The sequence below is a fragment of the Mesorhizobium sp. M1169 genome (genome assembly GCF_040318345.1).
GTDB lineage: Bacteria > Pseudomonadota > Alphaproteobacteria > Rhizobiales > Rhizobiaceae > Mesorhizobium.
The window spans coordinates 261,396-277,983 of sequence record NZ_JAMYME010000002.1 but is presented as its reverse complement, the minus strand read 5'-3'; the positions used below and the strand labels follow the sequence as shown (position 1 = coordinate 277,983).

17 protein-coding genes are annotated in these 16,588 nt (G+C 62.2%); 12 read left to right on the top strand and 5 right to left on the bottom strand.

Annotated features, from left to right (window positions below; all coding sequences use genetic code 11):
• The first annotated feature begins 5 nt into the window (after nucleotides 1-5).
• Entirely contained in the window at nucleotides 6-230 is a 225-nt protein-coding gene (locus tag NKH41_RS03120; protein ID WP_023675341.1) for a hypothetical protein, read from the top strand.
• Nucleotides 231-331: 101 nt separating this feature from the next.
• Here the strand turns inward: NKH41_RS03120 and NKH41_RS03115 are convergent, their stop codons facing one another.
• Complete coding sequence (locus NKH41_RS03115; RefSeq protein WP_352469490.1) at nucleotides 332-571, bottom strand: DUF680 domain-containing protein; 240 nt, start codon at nucleotides 569-571, stop codon at nucleotides 332-334.
• A 177-nt stretch (nucleotides 572-748) separates the two neighbouring features.
• On the bottom strand, nucleotides 749-1,390 hold the full coding sequence (locus tag NKH41_RS03110) for a TetR/AcrR family transcriptional regulator (protein WP_352469491.1): 642 nt from the start codon (nucleotides 1,388-1,390) through the stop codon (nucleotides 749-751).
• A gap of 188 nt (nucleotides 1,391-1,578) precedes the next feature.
• Here NKH41_RS03110 and NKH41_RS03105 point away from each other — a divergent pair, with 188 nt between their 5' ends.
• The gene (locus NKH41_RS03105) at nucleotides 1,579-2,280 is read left to right on the top strand and encodes a hypothetical protein (protein ID WP_352767089.1); all 702 of its coding nucleotides are present in this window, start codon (nucleotides 1,579-1,581) and stop codon (nucleotides 2,278-2,280) included.
• A gap of 41 nt (nucleotides 2,281-2,321) precedes the next feature.
• On the opposite strand, the gene NKH41_RS03100 is transcribed toward NKH41_RS03105, so the two are convergent.
• The 3 genes from NKH41_RS03100 to NKH41_RS03090 all read right to left on the bottom strand — a co-directional run bounded on the left by NKH41_RS03100 (nucleotide 2,322) and on the right by NKH41_RS03090 (nucleotide 5,004).
• Complete coding sequence (locus NKH41_RS03100; RefSeq protein WP_031211357.1) at nucleotides 2,322-2,816, bottom strand: MaoC family dehydratase; 495 nt, start codon at nucleotides 2,814-2,816, stop codon at nucleotides 2,322-2,324.
• A gap of 39 nt (nucleotides 2,817-2,855) precedes the next feature.
• A complete protein-coding gene (locus NKH41_RS03095) occupies nucleotides 2,856-3,671 on the bottom strand; it encodes an SDR family oxidoreductase (protein ID WP_352767091.1) in 816 nt (271 codons plus the stop codon).
• A gap of 505 nt (nucleotides 3,672-4,176) precedes the next feature.
• Nucleotides 4,177-5,004, bottom strand: a complete 828-nt coding sequence (locus tag NKH41_RS03090; protein WP_352469495.1) for a MurR/RpiR family transcriptional regulator — start codon at nucleotides 5,002-5,004, stop codon at nucleotides 4,177-4,179.
• A 146-nt stretch (nucleotides 5,005-5,150) separates the two neighbouring features.
• On the opposite strand from NKH41_RS03090, the gene NKH41_RS03085 reads away from it, so the two are divergent.
• The 10 genes from NKH41_RS03085 to NKH41_RS03040 all read left to right on the top strand — a co-directional run bounded on the left by NKH41_RS03085 (nucleotide 5,151) and on the right by NKH41_RS03040 (nucleotide 16,537).
• Complete coding sequence (locus NKH41_RS03085) at nucleotides 5,151-5,975, top strand: N-formylglutamate amidohydrolase (protein WP_352767093.1); 825 nt, start codon at nucleotides 5,151-5,153, stop codon at nucleotides 5,973-5,975.
• Nucleotides 5,976-5,997: 22 nt separating this feature from the next.
• Complete coding sequence (locus NKH41_RS03080; protein WP_352448255.1) at nucleotides 5,998-7,560, top strand: amino acid permease; 1,563 nt, start codon at nucleotides 5,998-6,000, stop codon at nucleotides 7,558-7,560.
• Between the two features lie 101 nt (nucleotides 7,561-7,661).
• On the top strand, nucleotides 7,662-9,032 hold the full coding sequence (locus NKH41_RS03075; protein ID WP_352469498.1) for a glutamine synthetase family protein: 1,371 nt from the start codon (nucleotides 7,662-7,664) through the stop codon (nucleotides 9,030-9,032).
• Nucleotides 9,033-9,212: 180 nt separating this feature from the next.
• Entirely contained in the window at nucleotides 9,213-10,601 is a 1,389-nt protein-coding gene (locus tag NKH41_RS03070) for an aldehyde dehydrogenase family protein (protein WP_352682481.1), read from the top strand.
• A 42-nt stretch (nucleotides 10,602-10,643) separates the two neighbouring features.
• On the top strand, nucleotides 10,644-11,129 hold the full coding sequence (locus tag NKH41_RS03065) for a DUF2569 domain-containing protein (RefSeq protein WP_352767095.1): 486 nt from the start codon (nucleotides 10,644-10,646) through the stop codon (nucleotides 11,127-11,129).
• Between the two features lie 38 nt (nucleotides 11,130-11,167).
• Nucleotides 11,168-12,340, top strand: coding sequence for an iron-containing alcohol dehydrogenase (locus NKH41_RS03060; RefSeq protein WP_352612939.1), 1,173 nt, complete (start codon nucleotides 11,168-11,170; stop codon nucleotides 12,338-12,340).
• A gap of 242 nt (nucleotides 12,341-12,582) precedes the next feature.
• On the top strand, nucleotides 12,583-13,689 hold the full coding sequence (locus tag NKH41_RS03055; protein WP_352469502.1) for an ABC transporter substrate-binding protein: 1,107 nt from the start codon (nucleotides 12,583-12,585) through the stop codon (nucleotides 13,687-13,689).
• Nucleotides 13,690-13,753: 64 nt separating this feature from the next.
• Nucleotides 13,754-14,668, top strand: a complete 915-nt coding sequence (locus tag NKH41_RS03050; RefSeq protein WP_023675356.1) for an ABC transporter permease — start codon at nucleotides 13,754-13,756, stop codon at nucleotides 14,666-14,668.
• Nucleotides 14,665-15,456 carry an ABC transporter permease gene (locus tag NKH41_RS03045; protein WP_352454042.1) on the top strand — a complete coding sequence of 264 codons (792 nt, stop codon included), beginning with the start codon at nucleotides 14,665-14,667 and terminating at the stop codon, nucleotides 15,454-15,456. Before NKH41_RS03050 ends, NKH41_RS03045 begins: the two co-directional genes overlap by 4 nt.
• Before the next feature lie 16 nt (nucleotides 15,457-15,472).
• Nucleotides 15,473-16,537 carry an ABC transporter ATP-binding protein gene (locus tag NKH41_RS03040; RefSeq protein WP_352767097.1) on the top strand — a complete coding sequence of 355 codons (1,065 nt, stop codon included), beginning with the start codon at nucleotides 15,473-15,475 and terminating at the stop codon, nucleotides 16,535-16,537.
• Nucleotides 16,538-16,588 lie beyond the last annotated feature (51 nt).

Sequence of the window (16,588 nt, the reverse complement as noted above, 5' to 3'; positions counted from 1 at the left end):
CGCAAATGCCGCCGAACTCCGCGCCGAAGTCGCCGGTCAAGACGCCGGCCGTGCGCTCTTTCGAAGACGAGCAGCGCACTGGGACGGATATCGAAGAGGAACTCGAGGAAGGCCTCGAGGATACATTCCCGGCCAGCGATCCGGTATCGATCACCGGAACGGCCATTCCCGGCGCACCGGCAAGACCCGGCAAGCCCAAAAGCGTGGTGGGACAGAAGCGCAAGAAGTGATCTGCGCGGGGTGACAAAAAGCAGGGCTGAGGCAGCACGATGGGCGGCCGGTAATTGCTGCTGCCCTTTCGGTTCATCACCGCGTGTTGTCGCCCGTCGGCTCAGAAGCTGCTTGGCACGATCCACGGGTCGATGCCGATGCCGAGCCTCGGGCCCTTGCTGCCGGCCTTGTGGGCCGCGGCGTCCGCCTTTTCAAGCGATCCGGTCGGCGCGCAATCGAGCTTCACATCAGCCTTGGTGTCGATGCAGGCCGCTTCTTGCTTGCCTGTCTGACTGCTGCCGGCAAATGCGGCGCTAGAGAGCGCCAGCAGGGCGGCGAGCGTGAGGATTGCCTTCTTCATCGTCGGTCTCCGGTTCAGCTATTGAATTTCTCGTACTTGTACGGTATTGCGTACAGATACGCCCTGGACTCCCGATGTTCAAGCAGAATCGTACGCGTACGGAGAATTGCCGAACGCTCGGCGCTGTGGCGCGGATCGTTCGGAGAAGATCCTGCAGATCGGGAGGAGCGCCGCTCTTCAGCAGTTGACGGGCGGCGTGAGCGGGGCAATCTCGTGCGCGGCGATGGCTTCGAGCATGATGTCGCCGATCCGTGTGATGAACGTCGTCTGGTCGCCGAACGGGTAGAACGGGAAGGTGATCAGCAGCGAGATGGCGCCGTGGCCGACCGCCCACAGCATGGTGGCGATGGCGCGTGGATCGCCTTTGAGCCTGCCGGCGGCAACGCAGGCTTCGACCCTCTCGATCAGCACTTTCATCGCCGGGTTGCCGCCTTCCATCTCGGCAAAGGTCTTGCCGGTCGGCGGCTTGACTTTTTCGGTCATGAAGACGGTGCGGTACTCGTTGGGATTTTCCAGCCCGAAGGCGGCGTATTCGACAAGCACCGCCTTGAGCGCCTCGATCGGGTCGTCGGCCGTATGATTTGCGATGCGCCTGGCCAGGGTCTCGAAGGCATCCTCGGCCAGCGCGAACAGGATGTCCTGCTTGTCGGCGAAATAGGAATAGACCGACATCGGCGCATAGCCGACGCGCTTGGCGAGCTTGCGGATGGTGAGGCCGTCATAGCCTTCTTCCTGGACAAGCTTGTGCGCGGCGTCGACAAGTTCGGAACGCAGTTCGGCCTTTTGTTTTTCGCGGCGCTCCTGGACGCTTAGCTGCAACTTTCTACTGCCTTATGACTGATGCTGGATGCAGCATATATACGCTGTACGGCGTCGGGCAAGGGCGGTGTGAAGCAGAGGCTTGACCTCACAAAACGATGTAACCAGGCAATAAAGCCGGCAACATCGGACTGTTACAGACAAAGACTAATTCGCGGCTCTGCAAAAATTCGTTTCGGGAGGCCGTTATGACCGGAACTGAGCTTTTGTCCGGCGTGCCGGACGTGGACCCGCTTTCTCATCGCGCCAGGATGGCGCTCAGGCGCGTCGTCATGGTCGCATGGCTGGCGATCGCGCTCGGCTTCGCCATGGAAGCTCTCATTCTGACCGTCAGATTTGCGGCAGGTGCCTACCCGGCGACGACGCAGGTTCTGATCGAACTGGCGCAAGGCGTGACCTGGTCGTTCTTCGTCTGCGCGGGCGTCAGCCTCGGCACGGCGCTCACCAAGGTGCGAGCCTCGCTCGGTGGCCTGATCGGTGCGATTTCGGCGCCACTGGCGATGGGCATCGCCAAAGGGACGCAAAAGGTTATGGTCAGCGCGCTGGACGCGGCGGCAAAGCCGGCCATCCTGTCGCTCACGACGCTCGGTGTGCTGCGGGCTATCGAATACGGGCTGCTCGGCTGGGCACTGGCGTCGCTGGCATCGAAGGAAGAACCGCGTCCGCTCCATTTCGCGCTGGCAGGCGCCCTGATAGGCGCGGTATTCGGCGGCGGCATCACGGTGCTGACCATCGAGACGGCCGCGGCGAACGACGCTGCTCTCGCAATGCCACAGGCGATCGCAACCGGCCTCAACGAGATCGTGTTCCCAATCGGTTGTTCACTGGTCGTCTACATTGCGCTGCAGGTCAGCCGTCACATGAAGTACGTCGCGGCCGAAGCCAAATAGATTCGGCACAGATAGATTTGGGCTTCTCCGCCCGACGAGAGTCAGACCGCTTCCGGCTGGCGTTCGATCAGCGTCAGCGTCAGCCAGCGCGCGGTCAGCGCCGGTTTTTTCGAGCCCTCGATCTCGATCGTCACGTCGTGCGCCGTCTGCACCCACCCGGACGGCCTGACCTTGACGTCGGCCAGCACGAAACGGGTGCGGATGCGCGAGCCGGTCTTCACCGGCGCCAGGAAGCGCAGCGAATCGAAGCCGTGATTGACGCCCATTTTGCTGTTTTCCAGCGGCGGCATGGTTTCGAAGGTCATCGCCGACAACAGCGAAAGCGACAGGAAGCCATGCGCGATGGTGCCGCCGAACGGCGTTTCGCGGCTGGCACGTTCCGGATCGCAATGGATGAACTGATGGTCGTCGGTGGCATCGGCGAACTGGTCGATCATGCGCTGGGTGACGACCCGCCATGGCGACACGCCGACTTCCTTGCCGACGTTGGCCAGAAGCACATCGAGACTGATCGGTTCCACGCTGATGTCCTCCATCTTCACCCCCGGCATTTCACTCGCCGGATGGCGTGCGTCTCATTCCTTGAACAATGTCAGCCCGTGTTGCACCGACTGCCCGCCATCGATCGGCAGGATGGCGCCGGTGACATAGCTGCCGGCCCGGCTGCACAAATAGAGCGTTGCGCCGGCAATGTCATCCGGTGCGCCGATGCGGCCGATCGGAACGTGGTTGCCGATATGTCTTGCCTGGTCCTCGGTGCCGGTGGCGAAGGCCGTCATCCGGCTCCGGAAAGGGCCAGGCGCAAAGGCGTTGACGGTGATGCGGCGGGCGGCGAACTCGATCGCCAGGATGCGCGTCAGGTGGTGAACCGCGGCCTTCGAGGCCGAGTAGGAGTAGGCATCTTCGGCCAAAGGCTGCGTGCCCATCACCGATCCGAGGTTGATCACCCGGGCCGGGTCGGCATCGCTGGCGGCGGCCTCGAGCAGAGGCAGCAATTCGCGCGTCAGGTGGAAGACCGCGGTGACGTTGACGCCGAACACCTTGGCCCAGGCATGGTAGGGAAAGCTTTCCAGCGGCGCGCCCCAGGAGATGCCGGCATTGTTGACCAGGATATGCAGCCGCTCGGTCCGCGCCCTGACCTCGGCCACAAGCGCCGCAATGCCGGCCTCGCTGGAGACGTCGCCGGCAAAACCTTCCGCCCGGCCGGATGCGCCAAGTCCGTTCAACTCGCCGGCAACCTTGGCGCAGTCCTCGCCCTTGCGCGAGGCAATCATCACCGAGGCGCCAGCCATGACCAGAGCGGTCGCCGCCATGCGGCCGATGCCGGTCGCGGCGCCGGTGACCAGCGCTGTCTTGCGGGCGACTGAGAACAGCTCGTCCAGATAGCTCATCGTACCCTCCGCGCAGTTCACCGCGCTTTGGTTCAAGGAAGCGGCTTCACGTCGACAAGGCTAGCCGAACTTCGATCATGCTTGCCATGGGTAAAGTAGCTGGGGTGGGGCACGCTTAGCGGCTGAATGGTTAAGCCCGAAATGCAAGGTGGTGATTCGGCCGTGACATGGGTCGGATGAATGATGCGGCCGTGCCCGTTAGCGAGCACCTTGGTAAGCGGTTCATTTCGCACGTGAACCAGTCGTCATTACTCCTCCGCCCCAGCCGCAGGCGGGTCTTGAGGAGTTGGGAGGTGGCCGAGCAGTGGGGCGGGACTGATATTCGCAGTCGTGGACGGGGACTATGCTGTCGGGGGGAAAGCCATGGGTAAGAAACAACGCACCGTCCTGCTGGCAGCGGTGGTTGCGACTGTCTTCGGCGTCCTTTTGCTGATCCTGATCCTGCAGATGATCAGTTTTCTAGTGGACTAGAGCGAAGCGAAAGGCGTGCCTTTCCGGAGGGGCTCTACCGCAGGCTTTCCAGTTCGCGGATGCGTTTGGCGCCGTCGGCTTCGAGCTGCCTTGTGACCGCGCCGATCAGCGCTTCGGCAACGACGAAAAGCGCGGCGGATGAGTCCCAGGCCGAAGGCACGGCGGTGCGCCCGGCGATGACATGGCGGGCGAAGCGGGCGATCGGCGACAGCCACTGGTCGGTAAACAGCACGATCTGCACGCCGCGCTGGTTGGCCGTCTCGGCGAAACGGACCAAGCTGTCCTGATAGCGCCTGATGTCGAAGATCACCAGCACGTCGCGCTTGCCCATGTCGATCAGTCGGTCGCGCCAGACGCTTTCCTGCCCGCCGAGGTGAAAAACGTTGGGCTGGATGATGGCGAGGTGGGCGGCCATGTAGCGCGCCAGCGGGTCGGTGAAGCGGCCGCCGATCAGGAATGTCTTGCCGCGCCGGTCGGCTAGCTTGGCGACGATGTCGGCAAGCTGTTTGTCCGAGAGATGCCGGAATGTCTCGCGCATGTTGTCGAGGGTCGCCTCCAGCATCGGCGACACGGCGCTGCTGCCCTGCGATGGCGGATTGAGCGTGCGCGAAGCCGGCGACTGCAATTGCGCCGCCAGCTCGTCTTGCAGCGCCGACTGGAATTCCGGATAGTTCTGGAAGCCGAGCCGGGCGACGAAACGCAGGATCGTCGGCGATGATACGCCGGCCGTAGCCGAGAATTCGGCGACTGTCTTCAGCCCGATCAGCGGATAGCTGGCGATCAGCGCTTGCGCTGCGCGCCGCTCGCCGGCCGGCATGGTGCCGATACGGTCGGAGATCAGTTCGGCAATGCTCGAAACCATGCTTTTTCCCCACCCTGGCCGTGCCGTTAGCGCATTATCGAAATCGCGTTTGACAAAGCCGGCCAAACTGTATGAAATCATCCGCAGGGACGCAATGAGGCAAAATACGTAACATACGATACAGCGCTCCCCGGGGACAGCAGACAATGGAGACAGCACGGCCCGCCAGCCTTGCATCGCCTGAAACCGTAAGGGTGACGAACCCCGGCGGATCAAGCCCTTTCGTGCTGACCTGCGACCACGCCTCCAATTTCCTGCCACCGGAATTCGGAACGCTCGGCCTTGCCGCCGAGGAACTTTCCCGCCACATCGCCTGGGATCCCGGCGCCTTGCCGGTGGCGCGCCGCATGGCCGAGGCGCTCGATGCGACGCTGGTCGAGACCTGCATCTCGCGGCTCATCATCGACTGCAACCGCCCGCTCGACGCGCCGGACCTGATAGTGACGGTCAGCGCCAGCGAAAAAACCGTGGTCCCGGCCAACCAGGGACTTTCGGCCGCCCAGCGGGAGGCGCGCATCGCGCTGGCGTGGCGACCGTTTCACGAGCGGATCGCAACGGTCATCGACGAGCGCCTGGCGGCCGGGCGGGAGACCAGGCTGGTCTCGATCCATTCCTTCACGCCGCTCTACAAAGGCAAAAGCCGGCCCTGGCACATCGGCATCATCCACGACGAGGATCGCCGGCTGGCGGCGCCGCTGATCGCGACACTGAAGCGGCTTGCCGGCGTCAGCGTCGGCGTCAACGAACCCTATTCGCCGGCCGACCGGGTCTATTTCACGCTGGAACGCCATGCGCGCTCGCGCGGGCTGCCCTGCGCAATGATTGAAATCCGCAACGACGAGATCGCCGGCGCGGCCGGGCAGCGGAAATGGGCGGATCTGCTCACCGGTATTTTTCTCAATCTGGAGCCCGAAGCGGCCAAGGACTCCAGACCAAGCGCAGTCGGAAAGTCAGTTCAATCGGCCAGCTAAGAAACCAAAAGGGGACTTTAAAATGGTAGCACCGGGTTACAGCGAAGTTGACAAGAAGGAGGACCTGAAAGTTCTCCACGGAATGGGCTATGCTCAGGAACTGTCGCGAAGCATGAGCCGCTTCTCGAATTTCGCGATCTCGTTCTCGATCATCTGCATCCTCTCAGGCGGCATCAATTCCTTCGCGCAAGCGACGTCGTCCATCGGTGGCGCCGGCGCTGGCATCGGCTGGATCGTCGGGTGCATGGTTTCGGGATTTTTCGCGCTCGCCATGGCCCAGATCGCCTCTGCATTTCCGACCGCCGGCGGCCTCTATCACTGGGCATCCATCCTAGGGAACCGTTTCACTGGCTGGCTCACCGCATGGCTCAATCTGCTCGGCCTGATCACCGTGCTCGGCGCCATCAACATCGGTACTGCTTTCTTCTTCGTCGGCACTTTCGGCGGAGCCTTCGGCATGACTGGCACGCCTGGTGAGATCGTCGGGTTTGTCGCCTTCATCACCGTGTTGCAGGCGCTGCTCAATCATTTCGGCATCAAATTGACGGCTATGTTGACGGACGCCTCCGGCTTCCTGATCCTGGCAACGACAGCCGTGCTGATCGTCGCCTGCCTGATGTTTGCTCCAGCGATCGACATCACGCGGCTGTGGACGTTCACGAACTATTCGGGCGACGCGGGCGGCGGTGTTTTCCCGCAGTCCGATTCCATGACGTATCTCTTCCTGCTCTGCCTGCTGCTGCCGGTTTACACCATCACTGGCTATGACGCGTCGGCGCATACTTCGGAAGAAACGTTGAGGGCGGCGCACTCGGTTCCGCGGGCAATCGTTTCGTCCGTAGTCTGGTCGTCGCTGATCGGCTGGGTGATGCTGTGCGCGATCGTACTGGCGATTCCGGATCTGGCGGCCGGCGCCAAGCAGGGCTGGAGCGTGTTCTTCGCCACGATGGACGCGATCTTGCCGGCGTGGCTGAAGACACTGCTCTATCTGGGCATCCTGATCGCGCAGTTCCTCTGCGGTCTGGCAACGGTCACCTCTGCCTCGCGCATGCTTTTCGCCTTCTCGCGTGACGGCGGCATGCCGGTCGGCTCGGCCTCGCTAGCCAAGGTCAGCCCGACCTGGCGCACGCCGGTCAATGCGATTTGGACGGCTGCTGTGCTCGAGGTAATCTATGTCTTTCTTGCCCAGTTCATCTCGGTCGGCGGCACGAACATCTATACCATCGTCGTCAATTCGACATTGGTGTTCCTGTTTCTGTCCTTCATCATTCCGATCGTGCTCGGCATGATGGCTTTCGGAACGGAAAAATGGCCGAACCCCGGCCCATGGAACCTCGGCGCCGGCCTGTTCAAGCTGTTTTGCATCCTGTCGGTCATCGGCATGGCGATCATCTTCTACATCGCCATCCAGCCGCCGAACGACAAAGTGCTCTATATCACCTTGGGCTTCATTGTGCTGACCGCGGTGCTTTGGTTCGGTTTCGAGAACCGCCGCTTCCAGGGTCCGCCCATCGGCGACCAGATCGCAAAGCGTCAGGCGGCGATCAAGGCAGCCGAGCTAGCCATAGGCGAAGCCGGCGCCTGACCCCCTCTCACGACCATGGCCGGCATTCGCGCCGGCCGTGGTTTTCGTTTCCTTTTCAAAGTGACAAGCCCGAAACGACAAAGCGCTGGAGTGCCAAAGGAATGGCCGGAAATTTCTCGTTCGATCAGTTGAAGCAAGCGGTCTCCAGCGGCGAGGTCGACACGGTGCTGGCCTGCATCGTCGATATGCAGGGGCGGCTCGCGGGAAAGCGGTTCCTGGCCCGTTATTTCGTCGATTCCGCGCATGACGAGACGCATGGCTGCAACTATCTCTTGGCGGCAGACATCGATATGGAACCGGTGCCCGGCTACAAGGCGGCGAGCTGGTCGAAGGGTTATGGCGATTTCGTCATGAAGCCGGACCTTGCGACGCTGCGGCTCGTTCCGTGGCTGGAGAAGACGGCGCTGGTGATCTGCGACGTGCTCGACCACCATACCCATGACGACCTGGCGCATTCGCCGCGCGCCATGCTGAAGAAGCAGGTCAAGCGGCTGCAGGATCGCGGCTATATCGGCTATTTCGCTTCCGAGCTCGAATTCTATCTGTTCAGCGAAACCTACGATTCCGCCCGCAAGAAGCACTGGCAGGGCCTCGAGACGGCATCGCCCTACATCGGCGACTACCAGATCGGCATCACCACCAAGGAAGAAGGCGTGATGCGCCGGCTGCGCAACGAGATGGAGGCGGCCGGCATCCCGATCGAGAATTCGAAGGGCGAGTGGGGGCCAGGCCAGGAAGAGATCAATGTCCGCTACGCCGAGGCGCTCGACATGGCCGACCGCCACGTCATCCTGAAGAACGGCGCCAAGGAAATCGCCGAGTCCGAAGGCAAGGCGATCTCGTTCATGGCCAAGTACAATTACGGGCTCGCCGGCAATTCCAGCCACATCCATAATTCGCTGTGGAGCGCCGACGGCAAGACGCCGTTGTTCTACGACAAAAATGCCGAGTGGACGCTGTCGACGCTCGGCCAGCAATGGGCGGCCGGGCAGCTCAAATATGCCAAGGAATTCACCTGGTTCCTGGCGCCCTACATCAACTCCTACAAGCGCTTCCAGGCCGGCACCTTTGCGCCGACCAAGATCATGTGGAGCGAGGACAACCGCACCGCCGGTTTCCGTCTTTGCGGCGAGGGCACCAAGGGCATCCGCATGGAATGCCGCATCGGCGGCGCCGATTTGAACCCCTATCTGGCTTTCGCCGCGCTGATCGCGGCCGGGCTTGCCGGCATCGATGAAAAGCTTGAACTGCAGAAGCCCTTCGTCGGTGATGCCTACCAGGCCTCGCAGCTGCCTGAAATTCCAAAGACATTGCGCGACGCCACCGCGACGCTGGCGGAATCGAAAATGCTGAGGCAAGCGCTCGGCGACGATGTGCTGGAACATTACGTCCACACGGCACACTGGGAGCAGTTCGAGTACGACCGCCGGATTACGGACTGGGAACTGCACAGGGGGTTCGAGCGGTATTGAATAATCTGGCAACGTTGGCGCCGCTCCTCACCCTCAGCCTCTCCCGTGAAGAACGGGGGAGAGGGGGCCCGCCGCTGAGCTTGTCCCTTCTCCCCGTCAGTATACGGGAAAAGGTGCCGGCAGGCGGATGAGGGGCGGCGCTAACCAACGACATTATTGTAGAATGCGAGGACCCAAGGCATGACCGAAACGGTCAAGATAAAATCCCCCGTCGACGGTTCGATCTATGCCGAACGGCCTCTTGCCACCGACCAGGCGATCGGTGCCGCGGTCGAACGTGCCAAGGCGGCGCAGGAGAAGTGGGCTGAGACGCCGGTCATCGAGCGCGGCAAATACATGCTTGCCATGCTGGAAGCGCTGGTCGCCATGACCGACGAGATCGTGCCGGAGATCGCCTGGCAGATGGGCCGGCCGGTGCGCTATGGCGGCGAGTTCGGCGGCGTCAGGGAACGCGTCAGCTACATGGTCGAGATCGCCGAGGCGGCCCTGAAGCCGGTCATGGCCTCCAATCCGAAGGACGGCTTTCGCCGCTATGTGAAGAAGGTGCCACTCGGCGTGGTCATGGTGATCGCGCCGTGGAACTATCCCTATCTCACCGCCGTCAACACCATCGTGCCGGCGCTGATGGCGGGCAGCGCTGTCATCCTCAAGCATGCGGCACAGACATTGTTGGTCGGCGAGCGGTTTCAGCAGGCGTTTGATAAGGCCGGCCTGCCCAAGGGCCTGTTCCAGAACCTCGTCCTGAACCACGCGCAGACCGAAAGGCTGCTCGGCTCCGGCAAGATCGACCATGTCAACTTCACCGGCTCGGTCGCCGGCGGCCGCGCCATCGAGAAGGCGGCGGCGGGCACCTTCATGACGCTCGGCCTCGAACTCGGCGGCAAGGATCCGGCCTATGTGCTGCCGGACGCAAAGATGGACCATGCCGTTGCCAATCTGGTCGACGGCGCTTTCTACAATTCCGGCCAGTGCTGCTGCGGCATCGAGCGCGTCTATGTGCATGAGACGGTCTACGATGAATTCGTCGAGGGCTTCATTGCCGAGACCAGGAACTACGTCGTCGGCAATCCGCTCGACCAGGCGACCACCATGGGGCCGATGGCGCAGGCGCGCTTCGCCGACCTGATCCGCGAGCAGAAGGCCGAGGCGTTGCGCAAGGGCGCCAGGGCGCACATCGATATGAAGGTGGCCAACGACAGGCAAGGTTCGCCCTATCTGGCGCCGGAAGTGCTGACCCAGGTCGACCACCAGATGAGCGTCATGCGCGAGGAAAGCTTTGGCCCGATCGTCGGCATCATGAAAGTGCGCAACGACGAGGAGGCGATCGCGCTGATGAACGACAGCCCCTATGGGCTGACGGCCTCGATCTGGACGCGCGACATTGAGCATGCGGCGGCGATCGGCGATCGTGTCGAGACCGGCACCGTGTTCATGAACCGCTGCGACTATCTCGACCCGGCGCTGGTCTGGACCGGCGTCAAGGACACCGGCAAGGGCGCGGCACTGTCGGCCATCGGCTACGACAATCTGACCAGGCCGAAATCATACCATCTGCGCGAGGTGATCTAAGGTGGCGATCGACAGGCATGCGATCGCTGTTGAGGGGGAGTAATGGCGGATACACAACAATCGGCGCTGCCAGATGGTGAGGGTCCCGAGGGTATCGGCGGATGGCTTGTCCTGCCGATGCTCGGGTTGATGCTCACGCCGATACTGGGGTTGGTACAACTGCACAATACCGACTATCTCGGCTTCGACTGGCAGGCCTTCAGTTTTTCTCAAGGTGCGCTGCTCGTTGCCGAACTGGTGACAGCAGGCGTTCTAAGCCTTACAGCCCCGGTCCTGTTATTGTTCTTCATGTTCAAGCGCTGGGAGATATTCCCGGGCTGGTACATGATTTGGGCAGTCGCGATGCCGGTATATGCCATCCTCGACCCATGGGCTGCGCATCTGGTTTTTCGCGAGAGCTTTCCAACCTTGGCTGATGCGTTCGACAGCGAAACGATGCGCGGAATTTACCGTTCCGTCTGGGCCGCAGCCATCTGGATTCCGTACATGATGCGGTCAGACCGTGTGGCCAATACCTTTGTGAATTGACGACATCCGAGAGCACGAAAGCAGTCAAGAAGGTCGAAATGACAAAACTCGTTTCCAAATGGAATTACCCGACGACCGTCCGCTTCGGCGCCGGACGCATCAAGGAGCTGCCGGAGGTGCTGGCGGCGACCGGCATCAAGCGGCCGCTGTTCGTCACCGATCCGGGACTGGCCAGGCTGCCGGTGGTGGCCTCGACGCTGAAGATCCTCGACGACGCCACGGTGCCCTATGGCGTATTTTCCGAGGTCAAGCCGAACCCGGTGGATTCCAACCTGACCGCCGGCATTGCCGTGTTCAAGAAGGGCAAGCATGACGGCGTCATTGCCTTTGGCGGCGGCTCGGCGCTCGACCTCGGCAAGCTGATCGCCTTCCAGGCCGGGCAGACACGGCCGGTCTGGGATTTCGAGGACGTCGGCGACTGGTGGACACGCGCCGATGCCGATGCGATCGCGCCGATCATCGCCGTGCCGACCACCGCCGGCACCGGCTCGGAAGTCGGCCGCGCCGGCGTCATCACCAATGAAGCGACCCATACCAAGAAGGTCATCTTCCATCCAAAGCTCTTGCCGGCGATCGTCATTGCCGATCCGGAGCTGTCGGTCGGGATGCCGGGCTTCATCACCGCCGGCACCGGCATGGATGCGCTCGCTCACTGTCTCGAAGCCTATTGCGCGCCGGGCTATCACCCGATGGCCGACGGCATCGCCGTGGAAGGCATAAGGCTGGTCTTCGAAAACCTGCCGAAAGCCTATGCCAACGGCAAGGATCTGGTCGCCCGCGCCAACATGATGAGCGCCGCCGCCATGGGAGCGGCCGCCTTCCAGAAAGGGCTTGGAGCGATTCATTCGCTGTCGCATCCGATCGGCGCGCTCTACGATAGCCACCACGGCATGACCAACGCCGTGTTCATGCCCTACGTGCTGGCCTTCAACCGCGAGGCGATCGAGCCGCGCATCGCCCGGCTTGCCGCCTATTGCGGCATCAAGGGCGGCTTCGACGGTTTTGCCAAGGCGATCATCAAGCTGCGCAAGGAGCTCAAGGTGCCGCATGCGCTGCCCGGCCTGATCAAGGGGCTCGACATGGACAAGAAGCGCAAGGGCCTGATTGCCGACATGGCGGTGGTCGATCCGACCGCCGGCGGCAACCCGGTCAAGCTGACCAAGAAGGCGGCGCTGACGCTGCTCGAAAACGCCATCGCCGGCACCGTCTGAGACAATTTTCGCATCGGAAATCGACTTGGGAAAAGAGGCAAAGGAAAGGGGGAAAGATGAAAGGCAAGATCGAAACTAGTTAGCCGGAAAAAGAATCGCGGAGCGATTGCTACAGCCGGTTAAAAAGAGTTTACTTTTTCATACTGCGGGGCATCGCTTTCACAAAGCTTTCATCTGGCTGTCACACGAAAACGATACCGCATCGCAGGCGTCCAACGGCGTCAGTTCAACGGAGAGAACACATGTTCAAATTCACGGGAAAACTGCTTTCCCTTTCGGCCGTCGCCCTGATGGCGACCTCTGCCATCTCGTCGGCCCAGTCCATGGATGAACTGGTCGCCGCAGCCAAGGCTGAAGGCCAGCTCACCACCATCGCGCTGCCGCATGACTGGTGCGGCTACGGCGCGGTCATCGACGGCTTCAAGGCAAAATATCCGGGGATCACCGTCAACGAGCTCAACCCCGATGCCGGCTCCGGCGACGAGGTCGAGGCGATCAAGGCCAACAAGGACAACAAGGGCCCGCAAGCGCCCGACGTCATCGACGTCGGCCTGAGCTTCGGCCCGACCGCCAAGAAGGATGGCCTGATCCAGGCTTATAAAGTATCAACCTGGGACTCGATCCCGGACAGCGCCAAGGATGCCGAAGGCTTTTGGACCGGCGACTATTACGGCGTGCTTTCGTTTCTGGTGAACAAGGACCTGGTCAAGGAAGCGCCGGCCGACTGGGCCGACTTGCTGAAGCCGGAATTCGCCAATACCGTGGCGCTCGCCGGCGACCCGCGTGCTTCGAACCAGGCCATCCAGGCAGTCTATGCCGCCGGCCTTTCCGGCGGTGCGGCTGCCGGCGAAGCCGCCGGCACGGCTGGTCTCGACTTCTTCAAGAAGCTCAACGCCGCCGGCAATTTCGTGCCGGTCATCGGCAAGCCCGCGACGCTTGCTCAAGGCCAGACGCCAATCCTGGTGACCTGGGATTATAACGCGCTTGCCGGCCGTGATACGCTGAAGGGCAATCCGCCGGTCGACGTCGTCGTGCCGAAGACCGGTGTCGTCGCCGGCGTCTATGTTCAGGCGATCAGCGCCTATGCGCCGCACCCGAATGCTGCCAAGCTGTGGCTGGAATATCTCTATTCCGACGAAGGCCAGATCGGCTGGCTGAAGGGCTATTGTCACCCGATCCGCTTCAACGACCTCGCCAAGAATGGCAAGCTCCCGGCTGACGTGATGGCCAAGCTGCCGCCGGCCGAGTCCTATGCAGCCGCGGTGTTCCCGACGCTCGACGAGCAGGGCAAGGCCAAGGAAGCCATCACCAAGAACTGGGATGCCGTCGTCGGCGCCAACGTCAAGTAAGACTTGAGATCAGCCGGGCGGCTTAGATCGCCGCCCGGCATACCTCCAGGACGGTAGCCGGCGCATGACCGATATCTCGTTGTCCGATCACGCTGTTGCCGGGAAGACCGCGCCTCCTGCCGACGCCCGCAGCATGCGGCTGCCGACGCAATGGCTTGGCGTTGCGCCTTTCTTCATCTTCGCCATCATGTTCTTGATCCTGCCGACGCTCTATCTGATGCTGGGCGCATTCCGGAACGATGCCGGCGAATTCACTTTCGAAAACATAGCGGCCTTGGCGCAGCCGTCGATCGTTGCCGCCTACTGGATCTCAATCAAGGTCAGCCTCGCCTCGTCGCTGATCGGTGCTTTCGCGGGACTTGCCATTGCCATCGCCATCGTGCGCGGCGGGCTGCCGGAGTGGATACGCTCGGCGACACTGACCTTTTCCGGCGTGGCCTCCAATTTTGCCGGCGTGCCGCTGGCCTTCGCCTTTCTCGCGACGCTCGGCCGGCTCGGGCTCGCCACGGTGCTGCTCAACGTCTTGGTCGGCTTCAACATTTATGCCCATGGTTTCAACATCCTGTCGTTCTGGGGCCTGACGCTGACCTATGTCTATTTCCAGATCCCGCTGATGGTGGTGATCATCGTGCCGGCGATCGATGGGCTGAAGAAGGAATGGGGCGAAGCGGCGGCAACGCTTGGCGCGACCCAGGCGCAGTTCTGGCGCATGGTCGTCATTCCGGTGATCTGGCCAAGTTTCCTCGGCACCGTCATCCTCTTGTTCGCCAACGCCTTCGGTGCCATCGCCACCGCTTACGCTCTGACCGGCTCCTCGCTTAACATCGTCCCTATCCTGCTCTACGCGCAGATCCGCGGTGACGTGCTGCACAATGCCCATCTCGGCTACGCCATCGCCTTCGGCATGATCGTCATCACTGGGCTGGCCAATGTCTTCTACATCTGGTTCCGGACGCGCTCTGAGAGGTGGCTCAAATGAAGTCCGGCAGATTCTGGGCCTGGATCGTCTTCGCGCTGGGCGCGGCCTATTTCTTCATTCCGCTGATCGCGACCGTGGAATTCTCCATGCGCATGCGGCGCGGCGCGTATTCCTTCGATGCCTATCAGGTCGTGCTCGGCGATCCCCGCTTCCAGGCGACCTTCATCTATTCGGTGGTCGCAGCCATCTTCACCATCGTCCTTGGCGTGCTGGTGGTCGTGCCGGCGGCGTACTGGATTCGTCTGCGGCTGCCGCAGATCAGGCCCGTCGTCGAGTTCATCACGCTGTTGCCGCTGGTCATTCCGGCCATCGTTATCGTCTTCGGCTACATCAGAATGTACGGGTCGAACTCACCGCTGCCGTTCCTGGCCAGCGAGACAGGAGCCAATGCCTTGCTGGTCATCGGTTATGCGACACTGGCGCTGCCCTATATGTATCGTGCCGTCGACACCGGGCTTCGCACAATCGACGTACGGACACTGACCGAGGCGGCGCAGATCCTCGGCGCCGGCTGGGGCACGATCATCACTCGGGTCATCCTGCCCAACGTGCTGATCGCAGTGCTGTCGGGCGCCTTCCTGACCTTCGCCATCGTCATCGGCGAATTCACCATGGCCAGCCTGCTCAACCGGCCTGCTTTCGGACCCTATCTGCAGAACGTCGGCGCCAATCGCGCCTATGAGCCGGCGGCGCTTGCCATCATCGCCTTTGCCATCACCTGGGGCTGCATGTCGCTGATCCAGATCCTGTCGCGCTTCGCGCCGCGATCGGCGAACCGTCCGAACTGACCCGAAGGAAAAAGCCATGGCCGAGCCATTCCTCTCAATCCAGCATGTGCAGAAATCCTTCGGCGCCGCCATTGTGGTGCAGGATTTCAACCTCGACGTCGAGCCGGGCGAATTCGTCTCCTTCCTTGGCCCGTCGGGCTGCGGCAAGACGACGGTGCTGCGCATGGTCGCCGGTTTCGAAGAGCCATCCGCCGGCAAGATCGTCGTGGCCGGCAAGGACGTCACCCGGCTCAAGCCCAACCAGCGCAACATCGGCATGGTGTTCCAGGCCTATGCGCTGTTTCCGAACCTCACCGTGGCGCAGAATATCGGCTTCGGGCTGAAGGTCGCCGGTATGCCGAAGGCCGATGCCGACAGGCGCGTTGCCGAGATGCTCGACATCATCAAGCTGCCGCAGATGGGCGACCGCTATCCCTACCAACTGTCCGGCGGCCAGCAGCAGCGCATCGCGCTGGCGCGGGCGATTGCGCCCAAGCCGAAGCTGCTGCTGCTCGACGAGCCGCTGTCGGCGCTCGACGCCAAGGTGCGCGTGTCGCTGCGCGAGGAAATCCGCTCGATCCAGAAGAAGCTCGGCATCACCACCATCTTCGTCACCCACGACCAGGAAGAGGCGCTGTCGATCTCCGACCGCATCGCCGTCATGTATGGCGGCAAGGCCGAGCAGGTCGGCACGCCGTTCGAGATCTACAACCGGCCGGCAACCAAATTCGTCGCCAATTTCGTCGGCACGCTGAACGTGCTCGAAGGCACGGTCACCGACGCCGCTTCGGGCAAGGTGCGCGTCAACTCGCAAGAGGTCTCGCTCAAGGGCAAGCTCAACGGCTCGAAGTCCGGCGACACGCTGTCGCTGGCGTTGCGGCCCGAGGCGATCTCGCTCGGCCGACACCCCGGCCGCGATTCCAGCCTTTCGGGCGAAATCGCCGAGGTGCATTTCCTCGGCTCGGTCATCCGGGTTCGCGTCGGCATCGGCGGCAGCACGGTCTCGCTCGACACGTTCAATAGTCCGGCCACACCGCCGCCGGCCGTCGGCGAAAAGGCCGAGATTTCGTTCTCGTCGGGCGACATGCTGGTGCTGCATTAGGAGAAGAGTGAATGGTGAATAGTGAATAGTGAGAATGCGCTTTACGCGCCG

Excerpts from the sequence above, each read along its gene's own strand:
- NKH41_RS03120 (WP_023675341.1), top strand. The coding sequence starts at position 6 with ATGCCGCCGAACTCCGCGCCGAAGTCGCCGGTCAAGACGCCGGCCGTG.
- NKH41_RS03115 (WP_352469490.1), bottom strand. The coding sequence starts at position 571 with ATGAAGAAGGCAATCCTCACGCTCGCCGCCCTGCTGGCGCTCTCTAGC.
- NKH41_RS03105 (WP_352767089.1), top strand. The coding sequence starts at position 1,579 with ATGACCGGAACTGAGCTTTTGTCCGGCGTGCCGGACGTGGACCCGCTT.
- NKH41_RS03100 (WP_031211357.1), bottom strand. The coding sequence starts at position 2,816 with ATGGAGGACATCAGCGTGGAACCGATCAGTCTCGATGTGCTTCTGGCC.
- NKH41_RS03095 (WP_352767091.1), bottom strand. The coding sequence starts at position 3,671 with ATGAGCTATCTGGACGAGCTGTTCTCAGTCGCCCGCAAGACAGCGCTG.
- NKH41_RS03090 (WP_352469495.1), bottom strand. The coding sequence starts at position 5,004 with ATGGTTTCGAGCATTGCCGAACTGATCTCCGACCGTATCGGCACCATG.
- NKH41_RS03085 (WP_352767093.1), top strand. The coding sequence starts at position 5,151 with ATGGAGACAGCACGGCCCGCCAGCCTTGCATCGCCTGAAACCGTAAGG.
- NKH41_RS03080 (WP_352448255.1), top strand. The coding sequence starts at position 5,998 with ATGGTAGCACCGGGTTACAGCGAAGTTGACAAGAAGGAGGACCTGAAA.
- NKH41_RS03075 (WP_352469498.1), top strand. The coding sequence starts at position 7,662 with ATGGCCGGAAATTTCTCGTTCGATCAGTTGAAGCAAGCGGTCTCCAGC.
- NKH41_RS03070 (WP_352682481.1), top strand. The coding sequence starts at position 9,213 with ATGACCGAAACGGTCAAGATAAAATCCCCCGTCGACGGTTCGATCTAT.
- NKH41_RS03065 (WP_352767095.1), top strand. The coding sequence starts at position 10,644 with ATGGCGGATACACAACAATCGGCGCTGCCAGATGGTGAGGGTCCCGAG.
- NKH41_RS03060 (WP_352612939.1), top strand. The coding sequence starts at position 11,168 with ATGACAAAACTCGTTTCCAAATGGAATTACCCGACGACCGTCCGCTTC.
- NKH41_RS03055 (WP_352469502.1), top strand. The coding sequence starts at position 12,583 with ATGTTCAAATTCACGGGAAAACTGCTTTCCCTTTCGGCCGTCGCCCTG.
- NKH41_RS03050 (WP_023675356.1), top strand. The coding sequence starts at position 13,754 with ATGACCGATATCTCGTTGTCCGATCACGCTGTTGCCGGGAAGACCGCG.
- NKH41_RS03045 (WP_352454042.1), top strand. The coding sequence starts at position 14,665 with ATGAAGTCCGGCAGATTCTGGGCCTGGATCGTCTTCGCGCTGGGCGCG.
- NKH41_RS03040 (WP_352767097.1), top strand. The coding sequence starts at position 15,473 with ATGGCCGAGCCATTCCTCTCAATCCAGCATGTGCAGAAATCCTTCGGC.